The organism is Ferrovibrio sp. (genome assembly GCF_017994015.1).
Classification (GTDB): Bacteria; Pseudomonadota; Alphaproteobacteria; order Ferrovibrionales; family Ferrovibrionaceae; genus Ferrovibrio.
Map to the genome: position 1 here is coordinate 45,406 of NZ_JAGOLP010000005.1, position 21,144 is coordinate 66,549.

Sequence of the window (21,144 nt, forward strand, 5' to 3'; positions counted from 1 at the left end):
TCTAAGGTCCGCGCATGTGCGGCATAGCCGGCCTGCTCTATCCTGATCGTAACGCGGAGCATCTGCGCGCCATCGTGGCGGCGATGACTGCCAGCCTGCGCCATCGCGGCCCGGATGATGGCGATGTGTGGGTGGATGCCGGCATTGCCCTGGGCCAGCGCCGGCTCAGCATCATCGACCTGTCGCCGCTGGGTCGGCAGCCAATGGCCTCGGCCTCAGGCCGCTATATGCTGACCTATAACGGCGAAATCTATAATTTCCAGGCGCTGCGGCGCGAACTGGAAGCCCTGGGCGCCCGGTTTCGTGGCCATTCCGATACCGAAGTGATGCTGGCCGGCATTGAGGCCTGGGGCCTGGAGCCGTGCCTGCACCGGCTGCACGGCATGTTCGCCCTGGCGCTGTGGGACCATCATGAGCAGAGCCTGACCCTGGCGCGTGACCGCATCGGCATCAAGCCGCTTTACTGGTGCGCCCATGGCCGCGACGGGCTGGCCTTTGCTTCCGAACCGCGCGCCTTTACCACCCTGCCCGGCTGGCAGCGCCGGCTGAACCCGGAAGCGGCAGCGGCCTTCCTGCGCTTCAACTATATCCCAACCCCGCTGTCGATCTGGCAGGGCCTGCACAAGCTGCCGCCGGGCGGCCTGCTGGTGAAACGCCCGGGCCAGCCCGCCGCCGAAAGCCGCTATTGGCACCTGGCCGATGCGGTGGCCGCCGAGCCGCGCTTTGATAATGAGGCCGAGGCCGAGGCCGAACAGCAGCTTTACGAATTACTGCGCAGCACCGTGCGCGACCACATGATTGCCGATGTGCCGCTGGGCGCCTTTCTTTCCGGCGGCATCGATAGCAGCCTGGTGGCGGCGCTGATGCAGGCCGAGGCCAGCCGCCCGGTGAAAACCTTCACCATCGGCTATGCCGAGGCCGGCTATGATGAATCCGATGCCGCCGCCGCCGTGGCGCGGCATCTCGGCTGTGATCACACCACCCTTAGGGTGACACCGGCCGAAGCCCTGCAAGTGATTCCCGGCTTGCCGGAAATCTATGACGAACCCTTTGCCGATGCCTCGCAAATCCCGACCTATCTGGTGGCGCGGCTGACCCGCCGGCATGTCACGGTGGCGCTTTCCGGCGATGGCGGCGACGAAGGCTTTGCCGGCTATAACCGCCATGTGATGGCGCCGCGCTGGCAGAATTACGCCACCTGGCCCGGTGCCCTGCGTCATGGCCTGGCCGGCAGCCTGCGCCTGCTGGCGCCACGGCAATGGGAAGCGCTGGCCCGGCTGCTGCCGGCGGCCTTGCGCCCGCCGCAACTGGGCGAAAAGCTGCACAAGCTGGCCGGCACCCTGGGCGCCGAAACGCTGGAGCAATATTACCGCCCGCTGGTGGAGCAATGGCCCGATGCCGCCGCCCTGCTGCTGGACCCGACCGCGCCGCCAGCCCTGCCGCCGCAGCGCGACCGTGAAGACATCGTGGGTTATCTGCAACGGCTGGATGCCGAAAGTTACCTGCATGACGATGTGCTGACCAAGGTGGACCGCGCCACCATGGCGGTGGCGCTGGAAGCCCGCGTGCCGTTGCTGGATCATCGTGTCTTGAGCTTTGGCCTGGCCCTGCCCACGGCGTTCAAACTGCGCCATGGCCGGGGCAAGCATATGCTGCGCCGCCTGCTGGCGCGCCATGTGCCGCCAGAACTGACGGATCGCCCCAAAAGCGGCTTTGCGGTGCCGATTGGCGACTGGCTGCGTGGCCCCTTGCGTGACTGGGCCGAGGATCTGCTCAGCCCGGCGGCCTTGGCTGAAACCGGCCTGCTGCTGCCCGATCCGATCCGCCGGGCCTGGGCCGAACATCAAAGCGGCCGCGCCAACCGGCAATATGGCCTATGGGGCGTGCTGATGCTGCAAGCCTGGCAGCGCCACTGGTTGAAACAATGAGCCAGGCGGCGCCGGATTGGCGCGCCGGCCTGTGGCGCGGCATCGGCCATGTTATCGCCCCCGGCATCCGGCTGTGGCTGCAACGTCGCGTGGCGCGTGGCAAGGAAGATGCGGCCCGGCTGCCGGAACGCTTTGGCAGCGCCAGCCTGCCGCGCCCAGCCGGCCGGCTGATCTGGAGCCATGCCGCCAGTGTGGGCGAAGCGATGGCCTTGCTGCCGCTGCTGGAAAGGCTGCAAACAACCCAGCCCGGGCTGACGCTGCTGCTCACCACCGGCACAGTAACCTCGGCAGCTTTGGTGGCGGCGCGGGCACCGGGATTGCTGCATCAATTCCTGCCGGTGGACCTGCCCGGGCCGGTGGATGCCTTCCTGAACCATTGGCGCCCGGATCTGGTGCTGTGGAGCGAAAGCGAATTATGGCCCGGGCTGCTGGGCAATCTGGCGCAACGCGGCATTCCGGCGCTGCTGCTGAACGGCCGGCTATCGGAACGCTCGGCGCGGCGCTGGGCCAGGCTGCCCGGCACGGCGCGCTGGCTGCTCGGTGCCTTCGAGACCATCTACGCCCAGAGCGCCGCCGATGGCGAGCGTTTCCGCCAACTCGGCGCCCGTGATGTGCGCTGTATCGGCAATCTGAAACAGGCCGCGCCGCCGCTGCCGGCTGACGTGGCGCAGCTTGCCGACTTGCAGGCAACACTGGCGCAACGGCCACGCTGGCTGATGGCCAGCACCCATCCCGGCGATGAAGCCGCCATCATCACCATCCAGCGCCAGCTGGCAGCGCAGATTCCCGATCTGCTGGGCCTGATCGTGCCACGCCATCCCGAACGCGGCGCTGCCCTGGCCGAAACGCTGCGCGGCGCCGGCTTCCGCGTCAGCCGTCGCTCAGCCGGCGAAGCCATCACGGCGGATACGCAGATACATATCGCCGATACGCTGGGCGAACTTGGCCTGTGGTATCGGCTTTGCCCGGTCGTTGTGATGGGCGGCTCGCTGATCCCGCATGGCGGCCAGAATCCGCTGGAGCCGGCCCGGCTGGGTGCTGCGGTATTGTTCGGCCCGCATATGTTCAATTTTGCGGAACTGAGCGCCGACCTGCTGCAACGCCAGGCCGCCTTGCAGGCCGAGGATGCGGCCGGCATTGCTGCCGGTCTGGCTGAACTGCTGGGCAATCCTGCAAAGCTGCAAGCCATGGGCGCAGCCGGCCGCGCCTATGCCAGCGAGCGCCGCGCGGTGCTGGATGAGATCGAGGCCGCCGTGCTGCAACGGCTGGAAATCAAAAAAGCGGAGGAAGCCTGACATGACCGAGACAGCCGATTTCATTGCCCTGCTGGAGCGTTTTTCCGACACCGTGCGGCGCCAGGATGTGGCCGCCTTCACGGATTTGTTTACGCCGGATGCCTATTACGACGATGTGTTTTATGGCCGCCATGAAGGCCGCGCTGCCATCGGCGCGATGCTGGAGAAATTCTTCAACGATGGCGCTGATTTTGAATGGGAGATGCATGAGCCGGTGGCGGCCAACGGCATCGGCTACACCCATTGGGATTTCAGCTTCACCTCCCGGAAGACGCCGAATGACGGCAAGCGGGTGCTGATGACCGGCGCCAGCCGCTTCCGCCTGACGAGCGGCAAGATCTCCGCCTATAACGAATGGTGCTACCAGGCCAGCTGCCTGGTGGGCATCGGCGTGCCGGCCGCCGCGCTGGAAAAATCCCTGCTGCGCCAGGATGCGGCTTTCCGCGCCGCCGCCGACCCGATCAAGCACCGCTTGCGCTAAACCATCAGCGGCGCGACAATCGCGGCATAAAGCAGGAGGAAGACCCATGAATGCGGATGAACTGGCCGCCCTGATCCCGGATGGCGCCAAGATTGCCGTGCCGCCGGATTATTCCGGCGTGGCGATGGAACTGACCCGCGCCATGATCCGGCGCGGCATCCGCGATCTGCATGTGGTGGGCGTGCCGGTTACCGGCCTGCAAACCGAAATGCTGATTGGCGCCGGCGCCGTGCGCGTGCTGGAAACCTCGGCGGTGACGTTGGGCGAATATGGCACCGCCCATCGCTTCATCTCGGCATTGAAGCGCAAGCAGTTCCAGATGCTGGACGCCACCTGCCCGGCGATTCATGCCGCGATCCAGGCCGCCGGCAAGGGTATTCCGTTCATGCCGCTGCGCGGCATGCTGGGCACAGATCTGCTCAAGCATCGCCCGGATTGGCAGGTGATGCAGAATCCGTTTAATGCCGAGGCCGATCCGATTGTGCTGCTGCCGGCAATCCGGCCGGATTTTGCCCTGTTCCATGCCCCCTATGCCGACCGTAACGGCAATGTGTTCATCGGCCGGCGGCGCGAATTGGTCGCCATGGCCCATGCAGCCCGTCAGGCGCTGATTACAGTAGAGGAAATCCGCGATATCGACCTGCTGGCCAACGAGGAAACCGCTGCCGGCACGCTGACCGGCGCCTATATCGGCGGCATCGCTGTGGCACCGCGCGGCGCTTGGCCGGTTAATCTGTGGAATATCTACGGCCATGACGAAGCGCATATCACGCGCTATTGCGAACTGGCCCGCAGCGAGGCCGGCTTCGCGCAGTATCTGGGCGAATTTGTGCAAGCCAAACAAGCAGCGGCGGAGTGATGTGATGAGCGACTTTCCCTTCCGCCCACAGGAATTGCTGATCCACACCATCGCCCGGCTGCTGGCCGGCTGCCGCCTGATCGCCACCGGCTCGTCCTCGCCGATCCCGGGCGCCGGCGCATTGCTGGCGCGGGCGCAATCGGGCGGGCAGATGCGGGTGAATGTACTGGGCAGTATCCGCAATGATTTTTTCTGCGATGGCGGTGTCGAATTATTTGACATCGCGGCGCAGGGCCGCCTGGAGGCGTTTTTCCTCGGCGGCGGTCAGATTGATGGCGAGGCCAATATCAATCTGGTGGGCGCTGGCGGCGATTATCCGCAAACCGATGTACGCTGGCCCGGTTCATTTGGCTCGGCCTATCTGTATTATCTGGTGCCGCGCGTGATCCTGTTCCGCGAGGAACATAGCCGCCGCGTGCTGGTGCCGAAGGTGGATTTTGTCTCCTCCGCCGGCCCGAAAAATGACGGCACCTATCGCCCCGGCGGCCCGATTGGGCTGCTGACCAATCTATGCTGGTTCTCGTTTGACCGCACGCGGCGGCGTTTCACTCTTGAAACCGTGCATCCGGGCCATAGTTTGGAAGAGGTGCGCGACAATACCGGTTTTGACTTTGACTGCCCCGCCTCGGTGCCGGCCACACCGGCGCCGGATGCTGCCACGCTGGCGCTGATGCGCGGCCGCATCGCGCGCGAACTGGCCGAAACCTATCCGCGCTTTGTGGCGCGTATCTTCCCCGAGGCCCTGGCGGCATGACAGGATTGACTGGATGAAAAAAGCGCTGCTCCTGCTGCTGGCCCTGGTGCTGCTGCCGCTTGGCGTCAGCGGCGCGCAGGTGGCGCTGACGGAGCGGCCGCATTGGTCGGTGGCGCGCAGTGACAGCACGGCGCTGGCCCCCGATCCGGCGCGCACGCCGGAAGCCGTGATCCAGGTTTATGCCGCGCGGCTCTGGGGCTGGCGCGGCGCGCTGGGTGTGCATAGCTGGATCGCCTTCAAGCCGGCCGGGGCCGCCACTTATGAGCGGTATGAAGTGGTGCGCTGGAGCAACCCGGTGGTGCGTCAGCGCCAGGGCCAGCCGGATACGCGCTGGGCCGGCAACGAGCCGGAATTGCTGCTTGACCGGCGCGGCGCAGAAGCCGCACGGCTGATCCCGCAGATTCGCGCCGCCATCGCCAGTTATCCCCATGCCGACGAATATGTGATCTGGCCGGGGCCGAATTCCAACAGCTTCATCGCCCATATCGGCCGCAGCGTGCCCGAACTGGGCCTGCAATTGCCGCCCACCGCCATCGGCAAGGATTACTTGTCCGATGGTGCGCTGATCGGCCCGCCACCCAGCGGCACAGGCGTGCAGGTTTCGCTTTATGGCTTGATTGGCGCGGCCTTGGCGCCGCGTGAGGGTATCGAACTGCACCTGCTTGGCCTGACGCTGGGCATCGACCTGCTGCGCCCGGCCCTGAAATTGCCCGGCATCGGCCGTGTCGGTCTGCCGGCCATGAGGCACGTGCCGAATGACTGAACCTTACCTCACACCCGCGTTATTGAGCCGCCATTTGCCGCACCTGAATGTTACGCGGGCGGTTTCCGGGGCCATGCTAGCGTCTGCCCGCGTTCAACCCGAGCGCATGACGCTAACCAATATGCAGGGAGTCTCCCGATGAAAACCAATGCCCTTGTTGCTGCTTCCGCCCTGGCGGCAATCCTGACTGCCGGCCTTGCCTTGCAGGCCCCCAGCGCCGCGGCGCAGGATGCCAAAACCGAGAAATGCTATGGCGTGGCCAAGGCCGGCAAGAATGATTGCCAGACTGCCACCACCTCTTGCGCCGGCACTTCGAAGAAAGATCGCCAGGCCGATGCCTGGATCGCGGTGCCGGCCGGCACCTGCACCAAGTTATCTGGCGGCAGCCTGACCGCCGGCAAGGCCTGACAATGGTTCACGGCCCCGCCATGCCGATACCCGACAGCCGCAAGCCATTGCGGAGCGGGATCGGCTGGCGTGGGCCGCATCATGCCAGCCTGTTGCAGCAACGGCCGGCCGTGGGCTGGCTGGAAGTGCATGCCGAAAACTACATGGGCGGCGGTGCGCCGCTTCATTACCTGCGCGAGGCCAGAAAGGACTGGCCGGTGGCGCTGCATGGTGTTGGCCTGGGCTTGGGCGGCGCAGAGCCACCCGATGCAGCGCATCTTGAGCGGCTGGCACGGCTGACAGCCGAGATTGAGCCCTTCCTGGTTTCCGAGCATCTAGCCTGGAGCCAAGTGGACGGGCGTTACTATAACGATCTGTTGCCGCTGCCCTATAACGAACAAAACCTGCTCACAACCTGCCGCAATGTGTCGATGGTGATGGACCGGCTGCAACAACCGATCCTGATCGAGAACCCGGCGACCTATCTGCGTTTCGCTGACAGCAGCATGTCGGAACTGGATTTCCTGTGCGAACTGGTGCAGCGCACCGGCTGCGGCCTGCTCTGCGATGTGAGCAACATCTATGTATCCAGCTTCAACCATATCGGCGCCGGGGTGGCCGCAACGGTGGCGGAAGCCTATCTCGATGCGCTGCCCAGCGCGGCAGTGCGCGAAATCCATCTTGCCGGCCATAGCGAGAGCGATGCCGATGGCCATGCCATCCTGATCGACGATCATGGCTCTATCGTGCCGGAGCCGGTCTGGCGGCTATACCGCCATGCCGTGGCGCGGTTTCCCCAGGCCGATACGCTGGTGGAATGGGATAGCGACCTGCCGCCGCTGAGCGCCCTGGTGGCCGAGGCTGATCTGGCTGATCGCCATCGCGCCGCAGCCTTGGCCGCAGCTGGCATGGCCGCCACAGACGCGACGGATGGCGATGAGCAGGCAGCTTGAATTACAGCGCGACTTTGCCGCCGCTTTGGTGGGCCGGCCCAGCGCCATTGCGCCGCTGGTGGTGGATGATGCCATCGGTGCCGCCGGCCGGCTGCAAATTTATGCCAACCATTTCCGCATCAGCCTGATTGAAGCACTTGCCGCTATTTTTCCGGTGACCCGCGCCTTGGTGGGCGAGGCTTTTTTTGCCCAGGTGGCGCGCGATTTTGTGTTGCGCCAGCCGCCACGCGATCCGCGCCTGTATTGTTATGGCGCCGGCTTTCCGACCATGCTGAAAGCACTGCCCAATCTGGCCGGCCATGCCTATATGCCCGATGTGGCAGCCTTCGAATGGGCTTTGAACGAAGCCTATCACGCCGAGGACACTGCCGCCTTTGGCCCCGAGGACATGACCGATCCGGCCCTGGTGGCAAGCCTGACCCTGGCATTGCAGCCTTCCGCGCGCCGGCTCGACACACCCTGGCCGGTGAGTGAAATCTGGCAGGTGCACCAGCCTGAAGCACCCGCAGTGGAAAGCATCGACCTGAAGCAGGGCGGCGAGCAATTGCTGGTGTGGCGCGATGGCATCACGGTGTGCTGGCGCAAATTGCAGCCGGCCGAAGCCGCCTTGCTGGATGCCATGATGGCCGGTCAGCCGCTGGCCCAGGCAGCAGCCATCGCCGCCCAGGCCGGGCCACTGGATTTCACCGCCAGCTTTGCCTGGTGCCTGGAGAGCGGTGTTTTTCGCCGCCCGTTATGAAAAGGAAAGCGCCATGATCCACAGCCTGCGCGCCCTGCTGGACGCTTTTCCGCTTGCCCCCATCCAACTGATGCTGCGCCTGGGGATCGGGCTGCTATTCTGGCGCTCCGGCCTGACCAAGGTGGTGACCAACGAGGCCGGCGACCTGCCGGCCTTTCCGCCTGCTTTGGCCGCCGGCACAGTGGACCTGTTCACCACTGAATACAAAGTGCCGCTACTGCCGCCGGAACTGGCCGCCACCCTGGCCGCTAGCGGCGAGTTGGTGCTGCCGGTTTTCCTGGTGCTGGGCCTGTTTGGCCGTTTTGCCGCCGCCGGTCTGCTGGCGATGACCCTGGTGATCCAGTGGGTATATCCCAGCAACTGGGCCGAACATCTGTTCTGGGCCGGCGCCTTGCTGCTGATCCTGAGCCGCGGCCCGGGCACTCTGTCTCTCGATGCGCTTATCTGGCGTCGCTGAGCAGCGCCGAACCACACTTATAGTTTTCGAATATAGACCGGGCTAACGACTTTCACCTCACGCCAACCATAGCGCAAATGCAGCTTGTACGCTGCTGTGTTGCGTGTGGAGGCATATGTAAGCAAACGACGGTATCCCATATCCAAAAGATGCTGCATGGCGCGCGTTCCAGCCGCCGCCGCCGCCGATGTGCCCCAATGCGAACGCGCGGCGACAATGCTGGTGACGATCGGTTTGTCGTCCAGCACGCCCCATTCAGCAAAGCTGGCCATCGAGTCGCCATCCCAGCAAATCACCATGCCACGGGATTTCTGGCCGAAATAAGGACGCCAGACATTCTGCGGGCTCATTTGAGACACCAGCCGAAGCGCACGGTATGATCTGTTGTGCAGATCAAGTATGGCCTGATCGATGGCAGCATCCCCGCCATCATATTCCTGTATCCGCAGGTTGCCTGGATCAGCCAGAGGAACCGCGTCACCACACCATTCCATCTCACGGGTCATGCGATCAAGCAGGAACCCCTCCTCAGCCAGCGCCAATTCCAGAGGCTCAGGGAGCCGTTCCTGTAACGATATGATGTGCCAGGTATTGGGCAGTTCGGCATCAAGACCAGAAATGCGCGAAAGCAGCAATTTCAGATCAGCGGCAGATAGTTGCGCGGGCTCACTAGCCACTGAAATCCAGATATTGGATGAACCATCCGGCGCAATCTGACGCATGGAAATCGCTGTGGCGATCAATTCGCCATTCTGGCACAGCAACGAAACATCAAGATTTTCCGGCTTGGTGACTATTTGCCTTGTCTGCTCGGAATCACCAGCCTCAGGCCATTCCGGAAAGACCTTGCACCAGAATGCTGAAATCCTCTCCAGCATCGTTTCATCATAGGCGATCAATTCAGCCATCGTGGTGAAAACCTGTATGCTAGTGGTTACTAACTGCATGACAGCTTATCAAAATCGCGATTGGAAGCTAACCTTGAAGTTGGTCAGACTAAGAATCCATGGCCCAGGGAGGTGCGGGTGAGGCGCATAGCAGTTTCCAACCAGAAGGGTGGCTCGGCCAAGACCACAACAGCGGTCAATCTGGCTGCCGCATTGGCCGAAAATGGGCGCAAGGTGCTGGTGCTTGATCTCGACCCCCAGGGCAGTTCCTCATCCTGGCTCGGCATGGCAGGCAGGCCATCTGGGGCCTATGAGTTGCTTGCCGAAAGCGGCCCTGCCGTAGATCTGGTGCAAACCACGGCCTTCAACGATATCGCCGTGATACCGGCCACGCCGGCCCTGCATAATGCCGAGCGAACCCTAGCGCGGGAAATCGGCGCTGAAATGGTTTTGCAACGTCGACTGGCCGGCTTAGGTGGCAACTGGGATTATCTGCTGATCGACACACCACCCACGCTTGGGATGCTCACCCTGAACGCACTTGCGGCAGCAGATGAATTGATTGCGCCGGTGGAGGCACATGTCATGGCGCTGGCCGGCGTGGCGCAATTGATGGAAACAATGCGCATGGTGCGCGAGCGCCTGAACCCGGGGCTCAGACTGGCCGGCATCCTGGCCTGCCGTGTGGACAGCCGCACGCGGCATTCGCTGGATGTGGTGGCAAGTATGCGCAAAACCTTCGGCTCGGATGTTTACAATACAGTGATCCGCGAGAATGTGCGCCTGGCCGAAGCCCCCTCCTTCCATATGCCGATCACGCGCTATGACAGCCAGAGTGCGGGGGCGGCTGATTATCGCGCTGCAGCCGCCGAAGTCATGGCACAGGAAGGATCGGCTCGGTGAGGTCCGCCTGCCTCATTCCAAGATCAGGATATTCGGCAACTGGCCGGGCGCCGCTTGGCGCAGCAAGGTATACCCTGCCCCGGCCATGCCCTGGAAGAAACCGAGATTTTCTGCATCGCCACCAATAAACCAGGCGAATTCACCCGCTTTTCCTGCAGCCTCAATCAGCCCGCGCATCTGAATCGATGCCAGATCACGAATCGCTTCGCCGCCGATACCCAGCCGCGCGGCTTCGGCCAGCAACTCGATATTGCCCAGATTGCCACAGCAAACCGAATCGAAGCGAGCCGGCCAATACCGAAGAGTCGTGCTGATTGCATCGTTGATCTCGGTTATCAGCTGCGGGTCCTGCACACCATTTGCAAACCGATACATGCCGAGCCGGCCAAGCCCAACGCCGCCGGCACCGTGGCACCATTGCGCCGCCCAGCCCGGCCGTTCTGAACTCTTGCGCAGATCCGGCCAGTTCATGCGTTCAGGTGAGTACCAGCGCCGCTCATACTCAACACAATCCCTGGCTGCATTGGCAAAGCGCTCGGCCCCACTGGCTTTGGCCAGAGCTGACAGCGCATAGGCATAGCCGGCGGCGCCATGCGAGAAACCCGTCAGCGGCCGGCGCGACAGATGAACCCAGAGGCCCTTACCATCTGCTTGCGGCATCCGGCGACGCAGCATGTGATCGCCGCAAGCAACCGCCCGTTCGATCAGGAAGGCTTCACCAGTTCGGCGATGCAGCGCCAGTAAAGCCAGGATGCAGCCGGCTGCACCGCCCACCACGTCAAAGATATTGTCGCCTCGAATCACGTCATCCGTCAGCAGCCTGGCAGCATGCAGAGCATCGCGCATCAGGCCCGGATCATCGAGCAACTCGGCCACTACACCAAAGGCATAGGCCATTGAGCCGATGCCAGACGCACCACCGATGCCCATTTTGCGTGCGAAACGTGCCGCGCCGCTGCTATGGATATGATGTCTGGCCGGCGCGAGCCCGGCCAGCGCAAGTTCCGCCGATTGGGCTGCGTTGCGTATCCGGCCATGCGCGGCAAGAAATAACGCCACACCGGGCGCGCCGCCATACAGATCGGTGCCCAGCACAAGCGGCTCCCAGCCGCCGCCATCGGCCAGCGGGTCCAGGCCGATCCAGGCCGCGCTATATTCATCCCGCGCAGCAGCCGCCTTGATCTGTTGGGCAATATCATCTGCCGCCGAGAAAGCCACATCCGGCGACAGCGGATCGCCGGCCGATGGAATGAATTTACGCGGCGGATGTTTGCCGGCACCGACCACCAGATCAAAAGCCTCCGATCCCATGGTGCAAAGGCGGATCACATCAAGTTGCCAGGCAATGGCCGCCTGATCCAGCCGGCTGATACGCTCACGCGCGATATGCAATCCAGGGGTCATGCCGCTGGCGGCGACCAAGCCCACGCCATCCTGCAGCCGTTCGCCATCAGCAGCATGCACAAAAAACGGAATGTTCAAATCGGCCAGGGCGCGCCGCTCGGCAAGGGCCAGCGGCCAGAGCGTTTCCTGCTCCTTGTCCCAATCGGCAAGGCGGGCGCCGAAATCGAGATGTGCGCTCCAGATTGCACCATCCTGCATGTCGCGGTGATTGCGCACGCGGTCCAGCAGCAGGAAGTAAAAGCGCGTTGGCTTGATGACATGACGAATCAGGCAGCCTTCAAACGCGGCTATCGGCCCCTTATCCGCCAGCAATTGATCTTTTAGCCCCAGCAGGAAAGCCAGGTATTCCTGGCAACCCTCGCGGAACGGCACAAGATAATCGGTCAGGCGGATTGTTGCACCATTCAGGCGCGGCAGATTGGTTTTATCCGCTGCCTCATATTTTGGCGGCGCCGGCTGCATCACGTCGCTGTTCAGCCCGGCCCATTCCTGGCGCTGTGGTTTGCCGACATCATTATCACTGAGGCCACCGGAAGCCAGCACGGCGGTATCCGGCGCCTTCATGAAGGATGGCAGCAAACCGGTTTGCGACACGGATTCCTTGAAGCGGCGATCAAGTCGCTCGGTCATACGCAAAGCTGGCACCTGCGAGTCCATGGCAGGATCATTCGCTTGCAGGATCATCTCAAGATCGATGCCAACAGGATATTCGCCGGCGGCAATGACATTTTCTTCGTGCATGTCGGTTGCGGCCATCAGATGCCACAGCGCCAGCAAGGCGCCGGCGCGGCGAAAAAAACGATTGGCAGCTTCCTGATCAACACAATCGGCATGGGCGATGAATTCGCTCCAGCCATAGCCGTCGCGTTCGATCACCCGCGCCGCGGCCAGCCCGATCGGCGGCTGCCGCTGATTCAGCCATGCGATCAGGTCGGCCCAGCGCGCATCCACCCGCATGTCCTTCGGCTTGTACACCACCGCCTGACCAGCCGCGAAGCGCAGCACCAGAACACTACGGCCAAAATTGTGCGGATCGGAAAGGCCGGAGGTTATTGCCATCACCGGGCCGGCCGGCGCCAAAGGCAACAGACCATCGTTAATAAGCGCCCAATCCTGATCCAGTCGCATCAGGAATTCAGCACCAGCCTCAATCCATTGCCTGATAACTGAAGCCAAGAGCCTGAGCAGCACCGGCTTGTGATCAAACAGACGAAGCAGGCCCCCGGCACGCATTTCACGGATGAAACGATCATAATGCTGGCGCTGCTGTGGCTTGAGAGGGGCGCCCTGCGACCATTCCTGGCGGCATCTGGCGAAATGCTCATACAACGCCATGGCGCAAAGCCCGGTTACGGTTTTGAGCAAATCCTGCGCCATGCTGCGTAACGCCGCCGGCTGCACCCGGCTGAGCACCCGCTGCGTCAGCGCCTGATCGCGCTGCTGCTCGGCGGCGAACACGATGCCCAGAAACAGATCCTCGAATGGTTCCGGCTTGTCATGTCGAAGCAGGGCCGCGGCGTAATCCGCTCCCGGGTTTTTTGGCAGCGCGGCGAGTATCCAGGCAGCATCTTCTGCCCAACCTGGTGGCCGTGCATTGCCCGCCAGCGCCACCCGGCCCAACCGCGGCATGATTGCTTCCATGCTCAGGCCGTCGCGCCGCAGGCGCTTGGCAAACAAAGCCCAGTCGCCGCTCGCCGCAGACTGGCACCAAGAAGCAAGCCGTGCCGCCGCCAATTCGGCATCGGCCTTCAGGCTTGGCTGGGGTACATAGTGGCTTGAAAGTCGTTCGTCGATTGTGGCCGCTCTGGCCGCGAATGCCCCGATCCAATCCTGCAACACGCTTCTCCCATCCCAGGATGCCCCACAAGCAGGCATGATACCCGGCAGGCATGATACGATGACAATCTATTGTCATGCGATAGCCGAGTGTCTCAGGCAACGGGCAAACACAATGAGAAGTAGTGCACTTGGCAGATTGCCAACGCCCCCGAGACCGCGCCCCAAAAAAACCACTTTACGGGCTGCGACAGCCAATGTTAGCGTTTGAACTAATTGAGAAAATGTTTTGACCAGAAGGGGAGAGTAAAATGCCGTTACGTCTTTCTACTCCGTCAACTTCATTCAACGATCAGACCGGCGCACCCGGCTATGGCGAGTCATTCTCGACCGATTCAGCCCTGGAAAGCGCGGCGGCTTCATCAAACCCTCCGACCCTTCCTTTTTTCCCGCCGCGTCCGTGTGCCGGCCAGGAAGACGCCATGCTTGAGCAGTCAATGACCGCAGGGCCTTTTCCAACCGCTTTTCCAGGCGCTATCCCTCATTGCCGTTCCGTGGAGGATGCTGCGCTGGAGCAGTCAATGACCGCCACGGCTATATCAACCATTTCAACAAACCCCTTTTGCCGTAGCGTGGAGGATTCAGCGTTGGAATTAGCTTCCGCTGATACGGCTCCCCCTACGACGCCGCGGGTGGTTTACGGTAATTGCGCCGTGGAAGACGATGCCAATCTGGAAAATAGCGTCTCTGCCTCTGCGCAGCCGACCCGTTATGGCTGGCCGAATTGCCTCACAGGCACCGATTCTGCGCTGGAACGCTCGGTCGCCGATACGGCTTTGCGCACCTTCGGGCCGAATACTTTCATGCCTTGCATATCGGCAGGCGATGCTGAACTGGAAAATAGTCTTTCCGCCTCTGCCCAGCCGACCCGTTATGGCTGGCCGAATTGCCTCACAGGCACCGATTCTGGGCTGGAACGCTCGGTTACCGATGTGGCGATGCCTACTCAGCGTGGTCCCTACATGCCTTGCATATCGGCAGGTGATGCTGAACTTGAAAATAGCGTATCTGCCTCTCCGCAGCCGACCCGTTTTGGCTGGCCAGGTTGCATCATGGGCACCGATTCTGCGCTGGAACGCTCGGTTGCCATGGCTGCACCCGTGACCACCCCGTGGTCCGCCTTCCCGAGGCAATGTGTTGGCTCGGAGGATGCCAACCTGGAAGCATCTGCAACAGCAACGGCAATGCGAACCGCCATGATGCCTCCTTGCTTCAATGCGGATGTCGCGCTGGAGCAGTCGATGACAAGTGCGGCAACCCAGACCACCGTGTTGGGCCTTCCGCGCTGCTCTTCTGTAGATGATATCGCCTTGGAACATTCTGCCGCGGATACCGCGATCGGTACCTTCCATAATCCCAGAATGCCCCAATGCATGGCGATAGACGATGCCAAGCTGGAAAATAGCGCCTCTGCCTCTCAGCCGGCGACCGGGTTTGGCCGACCGCTTTGCCCCTTTGGCACCGATTCTGGGCTGGAGCAGTCGATGACCGCTGGGCCTGTGCCAACCTCTCTAGCATTGCCTATTTGTCGCATGGTGGAGGATGCCGCGTTGGAATTTGCTTCCGCTGATATGGCTCCCCCGACGAGGCCGTGGGTGGCTTACGGTAATTGCGCCGTGGAAGACGATGCCAAGCTGGAAAATAGCGCCTCTGCCTCTCAGCCGGCGACCGGGTTTGGCCGACCGCTTTGCCCCTTTGGCACCGATTCTGGGCTGGAGCAGTCGATGACAAGTGCGGCAACCCAGACCACCGTGCTGGGCTTTCCGCGCTGCTCTTCTGTGGATGATATCGCCTTGGAACATTCCGCCGCGGATACCGCGATCGGTACCTTCCATAATCCCAGAATGCCCCAGTGCATGGCGGCAGGCGATGCCAAGCCGGAATATAGACTTTCCGCCTCAGCGCAGCCGCCCCATACAGACTGGCCTTGCTTGACAGAAGATGATGCAGCGTTGGAGCGGATCACCCTGAATGCCGCCCCCTCCGTCAACCCCTATGTTGTGCACTGCGCCGCTGAGGATGCGGCATTGGAACAGTCGATCATGAAATCGGCGCCCCCCACCTCGCCAATGTCGCTAATGCCATGCTTGCCGAGAGTCGATGACGCTGTGCTGGAAGGGGCCGCTGTGATGTCGGCGGGCTCAACCCATATGCCGCCACAGGTCTGGATGCCGTGCATCTCTGCGGATGGTGGTGTTTTGGAGCGGGTTGCGGCCAGTAATTCCCCAATGCCCCAACTTTAGGTAAGATTGAATGGCGGCTCGGCTTGGCTGCGCAGGCATATAGCCGCCGCAGTTCTGCCCGGTCTGGCATGGCGCTGTAATCCGCTTAGGCTGCTTACTGAGCGTTGCCTGGGCGACTTAGTCTTAAGTATTTTCACCTTGCGCCAAGGCAGATGGCCTTGGCGCAAGGTGGGTATTGCTCGCTGCTTTGCCTGGCTATGATGAAAGTTGCAGGCTGATGAATTCAGGCAATCCACATTTCACAAACAACCTTCTCCACCCTATCGGCGGCAGTGGCGAATTTCTCTGCGCCCTTACCAAGCTGTACCGACATGGCTAAACGTCGCACGATTGGCAGCAATCCACTCGACTCACTGCCGCAGGGACAGGCGCAGGGCAACGATACGCCCCAGGGCCAAGCCGATGCCGGCAGCCAGCAGGCGCCAGTTGCGGGGAACGAAGCTGAAGCCACAACCGATGTGGCAGCGCATCCCGCCCTGCCCGTGGTAATGACAGGCCCCGTGGCCGAGCAAGCTGAGCCGGGGCTGAGCAGTAGCGGCAAGCCCTGGAAAACCTGGTGGGATCAGGCGCTTCATAATGAAATTTGGATCATTGCCGGAGATCTGCCGCTAGGCCGCGCGCGTTTGACCGGGCGTGGTCTGGGCAAGGAATGGTTGATCCGCTTGCCTGATGGCACAAGTCTCGCCCTGCCCGGCGATGTCGCTACTCTGACGAAACAAGCCAATCATGCCGACCGCAAAATCAGCGCCATGTTGCTATGGGGTGCGGCGGGCGCCTTTGTTGCCGGACCATTTGGCGCGATGGCGGGCGGATTGTTTGGCGGCAGAGAACGCAAAAAGGCTGTGTTTGAGCTGGAATTGAAGGATGGGCGCAGGGTGAGGGCGGAAACGCATCCTGCAACCTTGAAGGCGATTGAAGCGGAGTTGGCTTGATCCAGCGGCGCCTGTTGGCATCATGCTGGGTTTTAGGCTGGGTAAAAACAAGGGGGAATCAGTGCTAAATACAACACGCGCATTACTGGCTGCTGCGGCTTTAACCTTGAGTGGCTGCAGCGACATGGTTGATTTCTCCAGCTGGGCTGCCGGCTATGACAAGGCCATCGAGCGCAGCTACAATGAGAATATCCTGCTTAACATGGTGCGCGCCTCGCAGAATCAGCCGCTGCACTTCACAACAGTTTCCGTCGTGCGCGGCAATGGCCAGATTTCACCTTCCTTCAATCTGATTGGCGGTTTTCCTTTTAAGGACTTTACCGCCTTTGCCCGCAATGGCGCGCAATTAACCAGTGCCGGCCCAGGCTTGGCGGTGAGCGGCGGCTTTAACTTCGACATGGCATCGCTGGATAATTCAGAATTCATTGCCGGGCTGCTCACACCGATCCGGCCAGCTACGGTAAATTTCTATGTGGGACAAGGTATTCCGCGCGAATTGCTGTTCAATCTGCTGATCGAGCGGATCGCGATCACTGATGGCGGGCGGACCGACACTTTCCTGAATGACCCGACCCGGCCCGAATTTCCGAATTTCCAGAATGTATTGTCCAACCTGCTGGCGCTTGGCCTGACAACGGAAGACATCTCGAAGCTGGTGCCCTTCGGTCCCCCGCTTACGGCTGCGGATGCAAGAAATACAGAACACCTTGCCGCCGCGGCCAAGGCCGGGTTGATGCTGACACCGGCAGCCGGCGGTACCTATCAATTGATGTCTCCAGTGGTCAATGCGCGGTTCTGCTTTGAGCTGCCGCCGGGCGCACCGCCACTGCCACCGGGTGCCATCTGCCGTGCAGAACGACAGGCTGGTGTAGCCAATGAAGGCAATTCAGGCGAACACGGCATGGCCGGCGGCGCCGGCATTCCCGGCTATCAGAATGCCTCGCTTGCCATCACCATTCGCTCGGCCCGCGATATATTCAATTATCTTGGCAGCATGATCTATATGCAAACCACAAAGCCCAATGCGGTCAAAGTTGTGCTCACGAGCCAGGAAGCCCGCGATTACAATTACATAAAACAGGGCGACGAATTGCTGGTTGTACTGAAAAACAACACCAGCAGCGACGATCTTGTGCGTGTGGAATATCGTGGCGACACCTACAGCGTCCCGGCCAATAAACAAGGCAATACGGCCCTGGTATTCAGCGTGCTGGGTCAAATTCTGACACTCAACAAATCCATCAATCTGATACCGAATACCAGCGCTGTGGTTGTGCGGTAAGCTTTTCCAGAATCAATCCAACTTGATGGCACGCGCCGGGCAGCTCACAGAGCCCCGGCGCAAACTTTGCGGCAGTAAGACTAACGCTTATTGTGTCGGCGCAGGTGCAGCCGGTGGCGCTCCAGCCTCGGCTTTTGGCCCCGGCTTCTTTTCCACCGACGGCGCGTTGCCCGGCTGGGCCGCTGGCGCAGCTTTAGCTGCCTCGCCCGCATCCGCGGGCCGCACCGTGGGCGCCGCCGCCCCGTTCGCGGCTGGCGCGGCATCAACAGTACCGGCCGGCTGACTATCGGTCATGTTGCCTAACAGGATTGGCAGACCGGTTGGCCCCGAGCCCATGATAACCATCTTGGCATTGGGCGATTGCGCCAACGAGGTGGTTGCCTCGATGCCACGCCAGCGCAGGTAATGATCCGTAAGGCCATCCTTCACAATATCCTGGAAGGTGCGGATGCCGCGCGCTTCGATTTCTTTGCGCTGCGCCTCGCGGCGCTCCACTTCAAGTTTGAAGGTATATTGTTCGGCGCGATGATATTCCTCGTTTTTACGCTCAATGGACTCCGCTACCGATTTCGGCAATTCAATGCCGACAAGCATAACCTCATCCAGTTCAATAAGTTTGAGTCTGCCGATGCCCACCTGACCAAATTCCTTGTTCAGATCCCGGCGCGATTCCTGGAAAATAAAATCCTCAATAGCGGAACGCTGAACGGTGAAAGCATCTTCCGGCTTGTAGCGAGCAAAAACATGGCGCGCCTGTGATCCGATGTCATTGGACAGCAGAACCTTCACATAATCTGGTCCGATCAGTTTATGCAGAAGATTGGCGTAATCGGCATGTATCCGGTATCTGAAGGCGATAGACACTTTGGAACGCAAACCGTCCACCGACAGCACGTCAAAATCCTCGGTCTGCAACTGAAAGCGCGCATCATAGATGGTCATAGTATCCCAGGGCAGAATCACCCGCGTGCCCTCGGCATACACCTTGCTCATATCCGTGCCGCCAGAAAACCGGCTCCACAACACGCCGACATGGCCCGCCGGAATATAAATCACTGAGAGCGGCCAGAGCACAACAACCAGAATCGCCACAAAGATGACAGTCAGGATGGCCTTTACGATATTCTCGTCAATCCAGAACCAAGCGCGAGCGAGGAAATCACGCATCTGCTTTTCCTCCGGTATCGGTTGCCAACTGACCGTATTCCAGTTTTAGCTGCCGGTCGGCAAGATGGAAATAACTGTCGTCATGCGTGATACAGATGATTGTTTTGCCCTGCCGGCGCAATTCGGGCAACAATTCTTCGTAGAACTTGCGGCGGAAATACGGATCCTGATCCGCCGCCCATTCATCAAGCACAATGATCTGGCGGTTTTCGAGCAAAGCCACCAGCAAGGCAATTCGTTTGCGTTGGCCACCAGACAGATCAAGCGTCGAGAATTCCCCATCAGCAACCGCGGTCTTGTTCTGGATCTCGAGTAAATTCAACAAGGCGTCGATTTTTTCCTGATCCGCATCAAACAGCCCGAACAGCCGCTTGAACAAATGGAAATCAGAAAAGACCGTGGCGAACAAATTCCGATATGCCTCAACATCCTCATCGGTAACGGCCTGGCCATCAACCTCGATCCGGCCCGATAAAGGCCGATAGAGGCCAACCAGCAACTTCATCAGGGTTGATTTGCCGGAACCGTTGCCGCCGGTAACAAAAACCATCTCCCCGGCCCGCAAGGTCAGATTGATCGGACCAACAGCAAAGCCGGGCTGCGTCTTTTGATCGTGATGCGAGAAGGTCACATCGCGGAAGCGAAGCTCATGGAATAGGCCGAAAACGCCCTGGCGCTGTTTCCGACTTGGCGGGGAAGCACGATCCAGTGTGTCCTCCAGCGCCCGCACTGCGCCGGCAGCGGCATTGGCCTGAGTCAGGATCGGAATGGAACCAACCAGCGTGGAAATTGCGCCAAACATGAAAAGCACAGCCGTGGCGGTTTTCACCACGACTTCCGAGAACGACTCAGAGAAAATCGGCGCAACAAAAACCATGGTGGCAACAAGCAGATAAAACATGGTTTGGGTTAGGGTGAAATGCCCGGCCATACGCGCCTGGGCGGTCATTTTCTTGTTTGCTGCCGCAGCGGATTGCTGTGAGAAGTAATCAAAAATTTCATCGCCACGCTTTGAATTTATCTTGGCCTCCTTGAAGCCGCTCAGGATATCGCCCATGGCATCGAGGCAGATGTTTTCCTGAGCGATCGCATCGCGCAATTCATGATTCACGCTGCGCAATTGCCGAAAGTGGATCAATACCGCAAGGCAGGTGAAGCCCAGCCCGATCAGAAAAGCCGAAATCGAAAGCCAAGCCAGATATATGACGGAAAACACCAACATGGTGAGTGATTCCGCCGCATTGGTAAGGAAAAACGATGCTTGCGAAATGGTCTGGGTTTCTTTGCCGGCGGCGGCCAGGATGTTGCTGCGGCCAACCTGGTCTATGGCCAGCAGATCGCTGCGTATCACCTTGCTCATGATCCGCATGCGTATGCTGTGAACGATCTGCTCGGTTTCGCGGATCGCCGTCAGCATGATAAAGCGCTTGGAAACTACATAGATGGCAACAACGCCAAGAAAGAGAAAAAAGAAGAATGTGGTGGGCCGATGATGCTCAACATTATCCGCTGCGGCGTTGATCACCACCAGCACGCCAGCGCTGCTCAGGCCGGCCAAGGCGCTCATGACAGCGATACGGGCCGGCTGCAATGAGCCTTCTGCGCGAAATAACGATATCAGATTCATTGCTGTTGTTGATCAGCTGCGCACAGATGCCTTCAGCGCCATTGGCTTTGGGCGCGTCAGGATCAGGATAAGCAGCACCACCGGCGGGGTCAGCAGCAGCGAGAGGATGAAAAAACCAAGCACGCCGATCCTGCGCCGATAGCCGAACAACGCGACCAGGAATGCCGCCAAGAAATATGCTAGCCCCAGCAAGACCGGACTCATTCATCCCCCAGAATACGCTTCGCAAATTGACTTGGCGAAGGAG

The 21,144-nt window shown here is 60.9% G+C and carries 19 protein-coding genes; 14 read left to right on the top strand and 5 right to left on the bottom strand.

What is annotated here, in order from left to right; translation table 11 throughout:
• Positions 1-14: 14 nt before the first annotated feature.
• The 10 genes from asnB (at position 15) to KBB36_RS04945 (ending at position 8,616) form a co-directional block, all read left to right on the top strand.
• A complete protein-coding gene (gene asnB / locus KBB36_RS04900) occupies positions 15-1,928 on the top strand; it encodes an asparagine synthase (glutamine-hydrolyzing) (protein ID WP_290977601.1) in 1,914 nt (637 codons plus the stop codon).
• Positions 1,925-3,223 carry a 3-deoxy-D-manno-octulosonic acid transferase gene (locus KBB36_RS04905; RefSeq protein ID WP_290977603.1) on the top strand — a complete coding sequence of 433 codons (1,299 nt, stop codon included), beginning with the start codon at positions 1,925-1,927 and terminating at the stop codon, positions 3,221-3,223. The genes asnB and KBB36_RS04905 overlap by 4 nt, the downstream gene beginning before the upstream one ends.
• Position 3,224: 1 nt before the next feature.
• The gene (locus tag KBB36_RS04910; RefSeq protein WP_290977605.1) at positions 3,225-3,704 is read left to right on the top strand and encodes a nuclear transport factor 2 family protein; all 480 of its coding nucleotides are present in this window, start codon (positions 3,225-3,227) and stop codon (positions 3,702-3,704) included.
• 46 nt (positions 3,705-3,750) lie between these two features.
• On the top strand, positions 3,751-4,563 hold the full coding sequence (locus KBB36_RS04915; RefSeq protein WP_290977607.1) for a CoA transferase subunit A: 813 nt from the start codon (positions 3,751-3,753) through the stop codon (positions 4,561-4,563).
• 4 nt (positions 4,564-4,567) lie between these two features.
• On the top strand, positions 4,568-5,317 hold the full coding sequence (locus tag KBB36_RS04920) for a CoA-transferase (protein ID WP_290977609.1): 750 nt from the start codon (positions 4,568-4,570) through the stop codon (positions 5,315-5,317).
• 13 nt (positions 5,318-5,330) lie between these two features.
• Entirely contained in the window at positions 5,331-6,080 is a 750-nt protein-coding gene (locus KBB36_RS04925) for a DUF3750 domain-containing protein (RefSeq protein ID WP_290977611.1), read from the top strand.
• A gap of 138 nt (positions 6,081-6,218) precedes the next feature.
• Positions 6,219-6,488 (top strand): DUF2282 domain-containing protein, encoded by a 270-nt coding sequence (locus KBB36_RS04930; RefSeq protein WP_290977613.1) that lies wholly within the window; start codon positions 6,219-6,221, stop codon positions 6,486-6,488.
• A 20-nt stretch (positions 6,489-6,508) separates the two neighbouring features.
• Entirely contained in the window at positions 6,509-7,420 is a 912-nt protein-coding gene (locus KBB36_RS04935) for a DUF692 domain-containing protein (RefSeq protein WP_290977615.1), read from the top strand.
• A complete protein-coding gene (locus KBB36_RS04940) occupies positions 7,404-8,159 on the top strand; it encodes a DNA-binding domain-containing protein (RefSeq protein WP_290977617.1) in 756 nt (251 codons plus the stop codon). The genes KBB36_RS04935 and KBB36_RS04940 overlap by 17 nt, the downstream gene beginning before the upstream one ends.
• A 13-nt stretch (positions 8,160-8,172) precedes the next feature.
• Positions 8,173-8,616 (top strand): DoxX family protein, encoded by a 444-nt coding sequence (locus KBB36_RS04945; RefSeq protein WP_290977619.1) that lies wholly within the window; start codon positions 8,173-8,175, stop codon positions 8,614-8,616.
• Positions 8,617-8,633: 17 nt separating this feature from the next.
• Here KBB36_RS04945 and KBB36_RS04950 read toward each other — a convergent pair whose 3' ends face one another.
• Positions 8,634-9,524 carry a GNAT family N-acetyltransferase gene (locus tag KBB36_RS04950; protein WP_290977621.1) on the bottom strand — a complete coding sequence of 297 codons (891 nt, stop codon included), beginning with the start codon at positions 9,522-9,524 and terminating at the stop codon, positions 8,634-8,636.
• 117 nt (positions 9,525-9,641) lie between these two features.
• On the opposite strand from KBB36_RS04950, the gene KBB36_RS04955 reads away from it, so the two are divergent.
• Complete coding sequence (locus KBB36_RS04955; protein ID WP_290977623.1) at positions 9,642-10,406, top strand: ParA family protein; 765 nt, start codon at positions 9,642-9,644, stop codon at positions 10,404-10,406.
• Between the two features lie 12 nt (positions 10,407-10,418).
• On the opposite strand, the gene KBB36_RS04960 is transcribed toward KBB36_RS04955, so the two are convergent.
• Entirely contained in the window at positions 10,419-13,439 is a 3,021-nt protein-coding gene (locus KBB36_RS04960; protein ID WP_290977625.1) for a type 2 lanthipeptide synthetase LanM family protein, read from the bottom strand.
• A gap of 458 nt (positions 13,440-13,897) precedes the next feature.
• On the opposite strand from KBB36_RS04960, the gene KBB36_RS04965 reads away from it, so the two are divergent.
• The 3 genes from KBB36_RS04965 to KBB36_RS04975 all read left to right on the top strand — a co-directional run bounded on the left by KBB36_RS04965 (position 13,898) and on the right by KBB36_RS04975 (position 18,103).
• Positions 13,898-15,889: a hypothetical protein gene (locus KBB36_RS04965; protein ID WP_290977627.1), complete on the top strand. Its 1,992-nt coding sequence runs from the start codon at positions 13,898-13,900 to the stop codon at positions 15,887-15,889.
• A gap of 311 nt (positions 15,890-16,200) precedes the next feature.
• Positions 16,201-16,821: a hypothetical protein gene (locus KBB36_RS04970; RefSeq protein ID WP_290977629.1), complete on the top strand. Its 621-nt coding sequence runs from the start codon at positions 16,201-16,203 to the stop codon at positions 16,819-16,821.
• Positions 16,822-16,945: 124 nt separating this feature from the next.
• Positions 16,946-18,103, top strand: coding sequence for a hypothetical protein (locus KBB36_RS04975; protein ID WP_290977631.1), 1,158 nt, complete (start codon positions 16,946-16,948; stop codon positions 18,101-18,103).
• An 87-nt stretch (positions 18,104-18,190) separates the two neighbouring features.
• On the opposite strand, the gene KBB36_RS04980 is transcribed toward KBB36_RS04975, so the two are convergent.
• The 3 genes from KBB36_RS04980 to KBB36_RS04990 form a co-directional block, all read right to left on the bottom strand.
• On the bottom strand, positions 18,191-19,270 hold the full coding sequence (locus KBB36_RS04980; RefSeq protein ID WP_290977633.1) for a prohibitin family protein: 1,080 nt from the start codon (positions 19,268-19,270) through the stop codon (positions 18,191-18,193).
• Positions 19,263-20,837 carry a cyclic peptide export ABC transporter gene (locus KBB36_RS04985; RefSeq protein ID WP_290977634.1) on the bottom strand — a complete coding sequence of 525 codons (1,575 nt, stop codon included), beginning with the start codon at positions 20,835-20,837 and terminating at the stop codon, positions 19,263-19,265. Before KBB36_RS04985 ends, KBB36_RS04980 begins: the two co-directional genes overlap by 8 nt.
• Positions 20,838-20,909: 72 nt before the next feature.
• On the bottom strand, positions 20,910-21,068 hold the full coding sequence (locus KBB36_RS04990; RefSeq protein WP_290977635.1) for a hypothetical protein: 159 nt from the start codon (positions 21,066-21,068) through the stop codon (positions 20,910-20,912).
• Between the last annotated feature and the right edge of the window lie 76 nt (positions 21,069-21,144).

Bases quoted from the DNA above. Each gene is read 5' to 3' on its own strand.
- KBB36_RS04905 (WP_290977603.1), top strand. From the start codon at position 1,925: ATGAGCCAGGCGGCGCCGGATTGGCGCGCCGGCCTGTGGCGCGGCATC.
- KBB36_RS04915 (WP_290977607.1), top strand. From the start codon at position 3,751: ATGAATGCGGATGAACTGGCCGCCCTGATCCCGGATGGCGCCAAGATT.
- KBB36_RS04950 (WP_290977621.1), bottom strand. From the start codon at position 9,524: ATGGCTGAATTGATCGCCTATGATGAAACGATGCTGGAGAGGATTTCA.
- KBB36_RS04975 (WP_290977631.1), top strand. From the start codon at position 16,946: ATGGTTGATTTCTCCAGCTGGGCTGCCGGCTATGACAAGGCCATCGAG.
- KBB36_RS04980 (WP_290977633.1), bottom strand. From the start codon at position 19,270: ATGCGTGATTTCCTCGCTCGCGCTTGGTTCTGGATTGACGAGAATATC.
- KBB36_RS04960 (WP_290977625.1), bottom strand. From the start codon at position 13,439: ATGCCGCGGTTGGGCCGGGTGGCGCTGGCGGGCAATGCACGGCCACCA.
- KBB36_RS04965 (WP_290977627.1), top strand. From the start codon at position 13,898: ATGCCGTTACGTCTTTCTACTCCGTCAACTTCATTCAACGATCAGACC.
- asnB (WP_290977601.1), top strand. From the start codon at position 15: ATGTGCGGCATAGCCGGCCTGCTCTATCCTGATCGTAACGCGGAGCAT.
- KBB36_RS04935 (WP_290977615.1), top strand. From the start codon at position 6,509: ATGCCGATACCCGACAGCCGCAAGCCATTGCGGAGCGGGATCGGCTGG.
- KBB36_RS04930 (WP_290977613.1), top strand. From the start codon at position 6,219: ATGAAAACCAATGCCCTTGTTGCTGCTTCCGCCCTGGCGGCAATCCTG.
- KBB36_RS04925 (WP_290977611.1), top strand. From the start codon at position 5,331: ATGAAAAAAGCGCTGCTCCTGCTGCTGGCCCTGGTGCTGCTGCCGCTT.
- KBB36_RS04920 (WP_290977609.1), top strand. From the start codon at position 4,568: ATGAGCGACTTTCCCTTCCGCCCACAGGAATTGCTGATCCACACCATC.
- KBB36_RS04910 (WP_290977605.1), top strand. From the start codon at position 3,225: ATGACCGAGACAGCCGATTTCATTGCCCTGCTGGAGCGTTTTTCCGAC.
- KBB36_RS04940 (WP_290977617.1), top strand. From the start codon at position 7,404: ATGAGCAGGCAGCTTGAATTACAGCGCGACTTTGCCGCCGCTTTGGTG.
- KBB36_RS04945 (WP_290977619.1), top strand. From the start codon at position 8,173: ATGATCCACAGCCTGCGCGCCCTGCTGGACGCTTTTCCGCTTGCCCCC.
- KBB36_RS04970 (WP_290977629.1), top strand. From the start codon at position 16,201: ATGGCTAAACGTCGCACGATTGGCAGCAATCCACTCGACTCACTGCCG.
- KBB36_RS04985 (WP_290977634.1), bottom strand. From the start codon at position 20,837: ATGAGCGCCTTGGCCGGCCTGAGCAGCGCTGGCGTGCTGGTGGTGATC.